The following is a 6,124-nucleotide window of genomic DNA, read 5'->3' as shown; positions in this document are numbered from 1 at the left end:
TGTACGCAGACACGCCGCATTGCGCGTGCATTTTGCGGCCGCTCGTCGCGCGCGAGTGGCACGCTACTGCCCGGCGTTCACCGCGTGTCGCCGTACAAACACGGCCGCTCGCGGTAAGGGGCTCAACCCTTTTGCGCGGCAACCATTTTCGCGATGGCGGCGTCGCGGGCCGCGGCGATCTGCGCGCTGACCTCGCCGGCTTCGTCGTCGTTCTGGGCCTCGCCCAGCATCGTGACGATGCTCGTCATGATCGGCTCACCGGAGTCGTCGGTGACCTCGGCGCGAATCTCGGCGATCACCGTGCCGTGCGACTCGATCACCGAGTCCAGGTACGAGTCGAACCACAGCCGGTCGCCGACCTTGATCGGGCGGTGGAAGATCAGCTTCTGGTCGCGGTGCAGCACGCGCTCCAGGTTGATCGGCACGTCGAACTGGTTGAACAGCTCGAGCTGGACCCGCCGGCCCGCGACGGCGATGAACGTCAGCGACGCGATCAGGGTGTCCGAGCCGCACTCGGCGGCCGCTTCCTCGGAGAAATGGGCCGGGTGGTCGTCCTGGACCGCCTGCGCGAATTCCTTGACCTTCTCGCGGCCGACCTCGAAGTAATCCGGGTACCGGAAGTGGGTTCCGATGATGTCGTCCGCAATGCCCATGGCGCGTGAGCCTATCAGCGTTCGAGTGGCTGACCTGCGCGCTGCGCCCGTGGTGCGGTGGCCGCGCGTCCCTAGTTGCCCTTGCGCGACGCCATGGCCGCCAGCGCCCCGCCGACCGCGCCCAGGGCCAGCGCCGAGGGCACGCCGATGCGGGCGGCCTTGCGGGCGGTCCGGAAATCCCGGATTTCCCAGCCCCGTTCGCGTGCGACGTCGCGCAGCGCGGCATCGGGATTGATCGCGACGGCGGTGCCGACCAGCGACAGCATCGGCACGTCGTTGAAGCTGTCCGAGTAGGCGGTGCAGCGGCGCAGGTTCAGGCCTTCCCTGATGGCCAGCTGACGGACCGCGTGCGCCTTGCCGACCCCGTGCAGGATCTCGCCGACCAGCCGGCCGGTGAAGACGCCGTCGACCGACTCGGCGACGGTGCCGAGCGCGCCCGTCAGCCCCAGCTTGCGGGCGATGGTCTGCGCCAGCTCCATGGGCGTCGCGGTGACCAGCCAGACCTGCTGGCCGGCGTCGAGGTGCATCTGTGCCAGCGCCCGGGTGCCCTGCCAGATCTTGTCGGCGATGATCTCGTCGTAGATTTCGTCGCCGAGCGCTTCCAGTTCCGCGGTCTGCCGGCCCTCGATGAAGGACAGCGCCTTGCGCCGGCCGGCGGCGACGTCGTCGCTGTTCTCCTTGCCGGTGACCTGAAACTTGGCCTGTGCGTAGGCGAAACGGGCCAGGTCCGAGTATTTGAAGTAGTCGCGGGCGGCCAGGCCGCGGGCGAAGTGCACCAGCGACGAGCCGTGCACCAGGGTGTTGTCGACGTCGAAGAACGCCGCCGCGGTGAGGTCGGGCGGCGGTGGGAGCACCGGGGCGGCCGGTTCGTCGGCTCCGGAATCACGCTCGGCGGCATCGAGTTCAGCGGCGTCATCAGCTCCGGAGGGCACGGGCGTGCCCGTGGGCTCGTCGGCAGTTACGGGGCTGGATTCGGACACGGTTCAACACTAGGTCACGCCATACTGTTACGCGTGGATCGATCAGGGAACAGCCACCGCGTGACGTTGCTCACCCGGGCCGGTTGCAGCATGTGCGAGCGCGCGGCGGCTCAGCTGGCGGAGCTGTGCGACGAGCTCGGATTCGTCCTGACGAGCACGGACGTCGATGTCCTGGCGGCGGCGGGGGACACGGCCCTGCGTGCGGAATTCGGCGATCGCCTGCCCGTGGTGCTCCTCGATGACGTTGAGCACAGCTACTGGGAGGTCGACGAGGAGCAGTTGCGGGCCGACCTGGCAGGTTGACCGGGCGAAGCGGGCCGGTCAGCGCGGGTGCCCCGGGGCCCGGCGTGCGTATAGCAAATTTGGTCGGCGGGCTGGTGAGCGGCTAGCTTTGAAGGCGTTCCTGCGGCCAGAAGAGGCCCGGGAAACCTTCTTGCCCAACGGAGGTGCTACGAGGTGATGAGGCCGTGAGCGTCCTGCTGTTCGGGGTTTCACACCGCAGCGCGCCGGTTTCCGTGATCGAGCAGCTCAGCACCGACGAGGCCGAACAGGCCAAGATCATCGAGCTGCTGCTGCAGTCCTCTCTGGTCACCGAGGCCATGGTGCTCTCCACCTGTAACCGGGTCGAGGTGTACGCGGTGGTCGACGCCTTCCACGGCGGGCTCTCGGTGATCGGCTCGGTGCTCTCCGAGCGGTCCGGCATGTCCCTGCAGGACCTCACCAAATACGCCTACGTGCGGTACGCCGAGGCGGCCGTCGAGCATCTGTTCGCCGTCGCCAGTGGCCTGGACTCGGCCGTCATCGGCGAGGCGCAGGTGCTGGGGCAGGTGCGCCGCGCCTACACCTCGGCCGAGGCCCACCAGACCGTCGGCCGGACCCTGCACGAGCTGTCGCAGCGGGCGCTGTCGGTCGGTAAGCGCGTGCATTCCGAGACCGGCATCGACGCCGCCGGCGCCTCGGTGGTGTCGGTGGCGCTCGACATGGCCAAGGCCAAGCTGACGTCGCTGACCGGGCTGACGGCCGCCGTGATCGGCGCCGGCTCCATGGGTGCCCTGGCCGCCGCGCATCTGACGCGCGCCGGGATCGCCCGCGTCGAGGTGGTGAACCGCTCGCTGCCGCGGGCCGAGCGCATGGTCGAGAACTTGAAGGCCCAGGGCGTCGAGGCGGCCGCGCACACCCTGGACGACATCGCCGTCGCGCTGGGTAATGCCGACGTCGTCGTCGCGTGTACCGGCGCGGTGCGTCCGGTGGTGTCGTTGGCCGACGCGCACCGCGGGCTGATGAACCGCCCGGAGCACCGCCAGCTGGTGATCTGCGACCTGGGCATGCCCCGCGACGTCGACGGCGCGATTGCCGGCCTGCCCGGCGTGTACATGATCGACATGGACCGGATCCAGCGGGAGCCGTCGGCCCGGGCCGCGGCCTCGGACGCCGAGGCGGCCCGCTCGATCGTCGCCGCGGAGGTCGCCAGCTACCTGGCCGGCCAGCGGATGGCCGAGGTCACCCCGACCGTCACCGCCCTGCGCCAGCGGGCCGCGGACGTCGTCGAGGCGGAGTTGTTGCGGCTCGACAACCGCGTTCCGGGCCTGGAGGCCGCGCATCGCGACGAGGTCGCGAAGACCGTTCGCCGGGTGGTGGACAAGTTGCTGCACGCGCCGACGGTGCGGGTCAAGCAGCTGGCCAGCGCACCCGGCGGTGACAGCTACGCCGAGGCGCTGCGGGAGCTGTTCGAGCTCGACCCGCAGGCCATCGACGCGGTGTCCGCCGGCGAACTGCCTTTGGTGGCACCAGATTTGGCGGCCGGTGAGCCGCATCCCCACCACGACAAGGCTGAGTAACCCGGTTGGTATCCACCCTCGAAAACGTTGTCCGGATCGGCACCAGGGGCAGCCTTCTGGCCACCACGCAGGCCGGCACCGTCCGTGACGCTCTGGTAGCTCTGGGGCAGCCCGCGGAGCTGGTCATCATCAGCACCGAAGGCGACCGGTCGCAGGCGCCCGTCGCGGACATCGGCATCGGTGTGTTCACCGCCGAGCTGCGGCACGCCATGGCCGACGGCCGCATCGACGTCGCCGTGCACTCGTACAAGGATTTGCCGACGGCGCCCGACGAGCGTTTCGTCATCGCCGCCGTGCCGCCGCGCGAAGACCCTCGGGACGCTCTCGTGGCGCGCGACGGATTGGTCCTCGGCGAGTTGCCGGCCGGCTCCGTGATCGGCACGTCGAGCCCGCGACGGGCGGCACAGCTTAGAGCACTGGGTCTCGGTTTGGAAATCCGCCCCCTACGAGGCAACCTAGATACCAGGTTGAACAGGGTAAGTAGTGGTGATCTCGACGCTGTTGTCGTCGCCCGAGCGGGTCTGGCCCGTATCGGACGGCTCGACGCCGTCACCGAGAGCCTCGAGCCGGTGCAGATGTTGCCAGCGCCGGCGCAGGGCGCCCTCGCGGTCGAGTGCCGAGTGGGTGACACCGAGCTGGCGACGCTGCTGGGAAAGCTGGACGATCCCGACACGCGTGCCGCGATCACTGCCGAACGAGTCCTGTTGGCCGAACTGGAGGCGGGTTGTTCCGCGCCGGTGGGTGCGATCGCGGAAGTGGTCGAGTCCATCGACGAGGACGGCCGAGTCTTCGAAGAGCTGTCGTTGCGCGGTTGCGTGGCGGCTCTGGACGGATCCGACGTGATCCGGGCGTCCGGGATCGGGACCCCCGAACGGGCACGGGAGCTGGGGCTCTCGTTGGCCGCGGAGTTGTTCGACCTGGGTGCGCGCGACGTGTTGGATCAGCGGACTGTAGAGCGGGAGTGAGAGATGACGACCCGAGTGCGTAAGCACAAGCCCGGCCGCATCACCTTTGTCGGTTCCGGCCCCGGTGACCCGGGCCTGTTGACGACGCGTGCGCGGAACGTCTTGGCGCATGCGGCATTGGTCTTCACCGACCCTGATGTGCCCGAGGCGGTGCTGGCGCTGATCGGTACCGATCTGCCGCCGACGTCCGGGCCGCACCCGGCCGACGCCGAGCCGGCCGAGACCAAGACCGATGAGGCGCCGGCGGACAAGCCCGCCGCGCCGGCCATGACGTTCCCGCACGGTGTCGACGTGCGCCCCGCGCTGGGCGACCCCACCGAGGTGGCCAAGCTGCTCATCGCCGAGGCGAAGACCGGCGTCGACGTGGTGCGTCTGGTCGCCGGCGACCCGCTGTCGGTCGACTCGGTCATCACCGAGGTGAACGCCCTGGCCAAGACCGCCGCGCACTTCGAGCTGGTGCCGGGTCTGCCGTCGTCGACGGCGGTGCCGACCTACGCGGGCCTGCCCGTCGGTTCGTCGCACACCGTGGCCGATGTCCGCGGTGACGTCGACTGGGCCGCGCTGGCCGCCGCCCCCGGGCCGCTGATCCTGCACGCGACGGTGTCGCACCTGCCGGACGCCGCCCGCACCCTGATCGAATACGGCCTCACCGACAACACCCCGTGTGTCGTGACGGCCAACGGCACCACCTGCCAGCAGCGGTCCATCGAGACCACGCTGGCCGGGCTGCTGGACAAGGCCGTGCTGGAGAAGCCGGTCGGCCCCGAGCCGGTCGGTCCGCTGGCGGGCCCGCTGGTCGTGACCATCGGCAAGACCGTGGCCCACCGGGCCAAGCTGAACTGGTGGGAGAGCCGCTCGTTGTACGGCTGGACCGTGCTGGTGCCGCGCACCAAGGACCAGGCCGGCGAGATGAGCGATCGGCTCGTGGGCCACGGCGCCCTGCCGATCGAGGTGCCGACCATCGCGGTCGAGCCGCCGCGCAGCCCCGCCCAGATGGAGCGTGCGGTCAAGGGTCTGGTCGACGGCCGCTTCCAGTGGGTGGTGTTCACCTCCACCAACGCGGTGCGTGCGGTGTGGGAGAAGTTCAACGAGTTCGGTCTGGACGCCCGCGCGTTCTCCGGTGTGAAGATCGCCTGTGTCGGTCAGGCCACCGCGGACAAGGTGCGCGCGTTCGGTATCAACCCCGAGCTGGTGCCTGCCGGTGAGCAGTCGTCGCTGGGCCTGCTGGACGAATTCCCGGACTACGACGACATTTTCGACCCGGTGAACCGTGTGCTGCTGCCGCGTGCCGACATCGCCACCGAGACGCTGGCCGAGGGCCTGCGCGAGCGCGGCTGGGAGATCGAGGACGTCACGGCCTACCGCACCGTCCGGGCGGCACCGCCGCCGGCGCACACCCGCGAGATGATCAAGACCGGTGGTTTCGACGCCGTCTGCTTCACCTCGAGCTCCACGGTGCGCAACCTGGTCGGTATCGCCGGCAAGCCGCACGCCCGGACCATCGTCGCCTGCATCGGCCCGAAAACCGCTGAAACCGCAGCCGAATTCGGTCTGCGCGTGGACGTGCAGCCGGAGACCGCCGCTGTCGGCCCGCTGGTCGAGGCGCTGGCCGAGCACGCCGCTCGCCTGCGCGCCGAGGGTGCGCTGCCGCCGCCGCGGAAGAAGAGCCGGCGCCGCTAAACTCGGAC

At 69.9% G+C, this 6,124-nt stretch carries 6 protein-coding genes; 4 read left to right on the top strand and 2 right to left on the bottom strand.

The window, feature by feature from the left end; translation table 11 throughout:
• Nucleotides 1-122 precede the first annotated feature (122 nt).
• Both VXD91_RS30900 and VXD91_RS30895 read right to left on the bottom strand, forming a co-directional pair.
• Entirely contained in the window at nucleotides 123-653 is a 531-nt protein-coding gene (locus VXD91_RS30900) for a MaoC family dehydratase N-terminal domain-containing protein (RefSeq protein WP_212807058.1), read from the bottom strand.
• A gap of 71 nt (nucleotides 654-724) precedes the next feature.
• Nucleotides 725-1,633 (bottom strand): HAD-IB family hydrolase, encoded by a 909-nt coding sequence (locus tag VXD91_RS30895; RefSeq protein ID WP_212807057.1) that lies wholly within the window; start codon nucleotides 1,631-1,633, stop codon nucleotides 725-727.
• A gap of 33 nt (nucleotides 1,634-1,666) precedes the next feature.
• On the opposite strand from VXD91_RS30895, the gene VXD91_RS30890 reads away from it, so the two are divergent.
• The 4 genes from VXD91_RS30890 (at nucleotide 1,667) to VXD91_RS30875 (ending at nucleotide 6,116) form a co-directional block, all read left to right on the top strand.
• Nucleotides 1,667-1,936 carry a glutaredoxin family protein gene (locus tag VXD91_RS30890; RefSeq protein WP_318985679.1) on the top strand — a complete coding sequence of 90 codons (270 nt, stop codon included), beginning with the start codon at nucleotides 1,667-1,669 and terminating at the stop codon, nucleotides 1,934-1,936.
• A gap of 164 nt (nucleotides 1,937-2,100) precedes the next feature.
• Nucleotides 2,101-3,471 carry a glutamyl-tRNA reductase gene (locus VXD91_RS30885; RefSeq protein WP_346417166.1) on the top strand — a complete coding sequence of 457 codons (1,371 nt, stop codon included), beginning with the start codon at nucleotides 2,101-2,103 and terminating at the stop codon, nucleotides 3,469-3,471.
• Nucleotides 3,472-3,476: 5 nt separating this feature from the next.
• Entirely contained in the window at nucleotides 3,477-4,436 is a 960-nt protein-coding gene (gene hemC, locus VXD91_RS30880) for a hydroxymethylbilane synthase (protein WP_212807054.1), read from the top strand.
• 3 nt (nucleotides 4,437-4,439) lie between these two features.
• Complete coding sequence (locus VXD91_RS30875; RefSeq protein ID WP_318985681.1) at nucleotides 4,440-6,116, top strand: bifunctional uroporphyrinogen-III C-methyltransferase/uroporphyrinogen-III synthase; 1,677 nt, start codon at nucleotides 4,440-4,442, stop codon at nucleotides 6,114-6,116.
• Nucleotides 6,117-6,124 lie beyond the last annotated feature (8 nt).

It is taken from the genome of Mycobacterium sp. SM3041, assembly GCF_039668335.1.
Classification (GTDB): Bacteria; Actinomycetota; Actinomycetes; order Mycobacteriales; family Mycobacteriaceae; genus Mycobacterium.
Note: the sequence above shows the minus strand (reverse complement) of the source record. Positions and strands in the feature narration are given on the sequence as shown.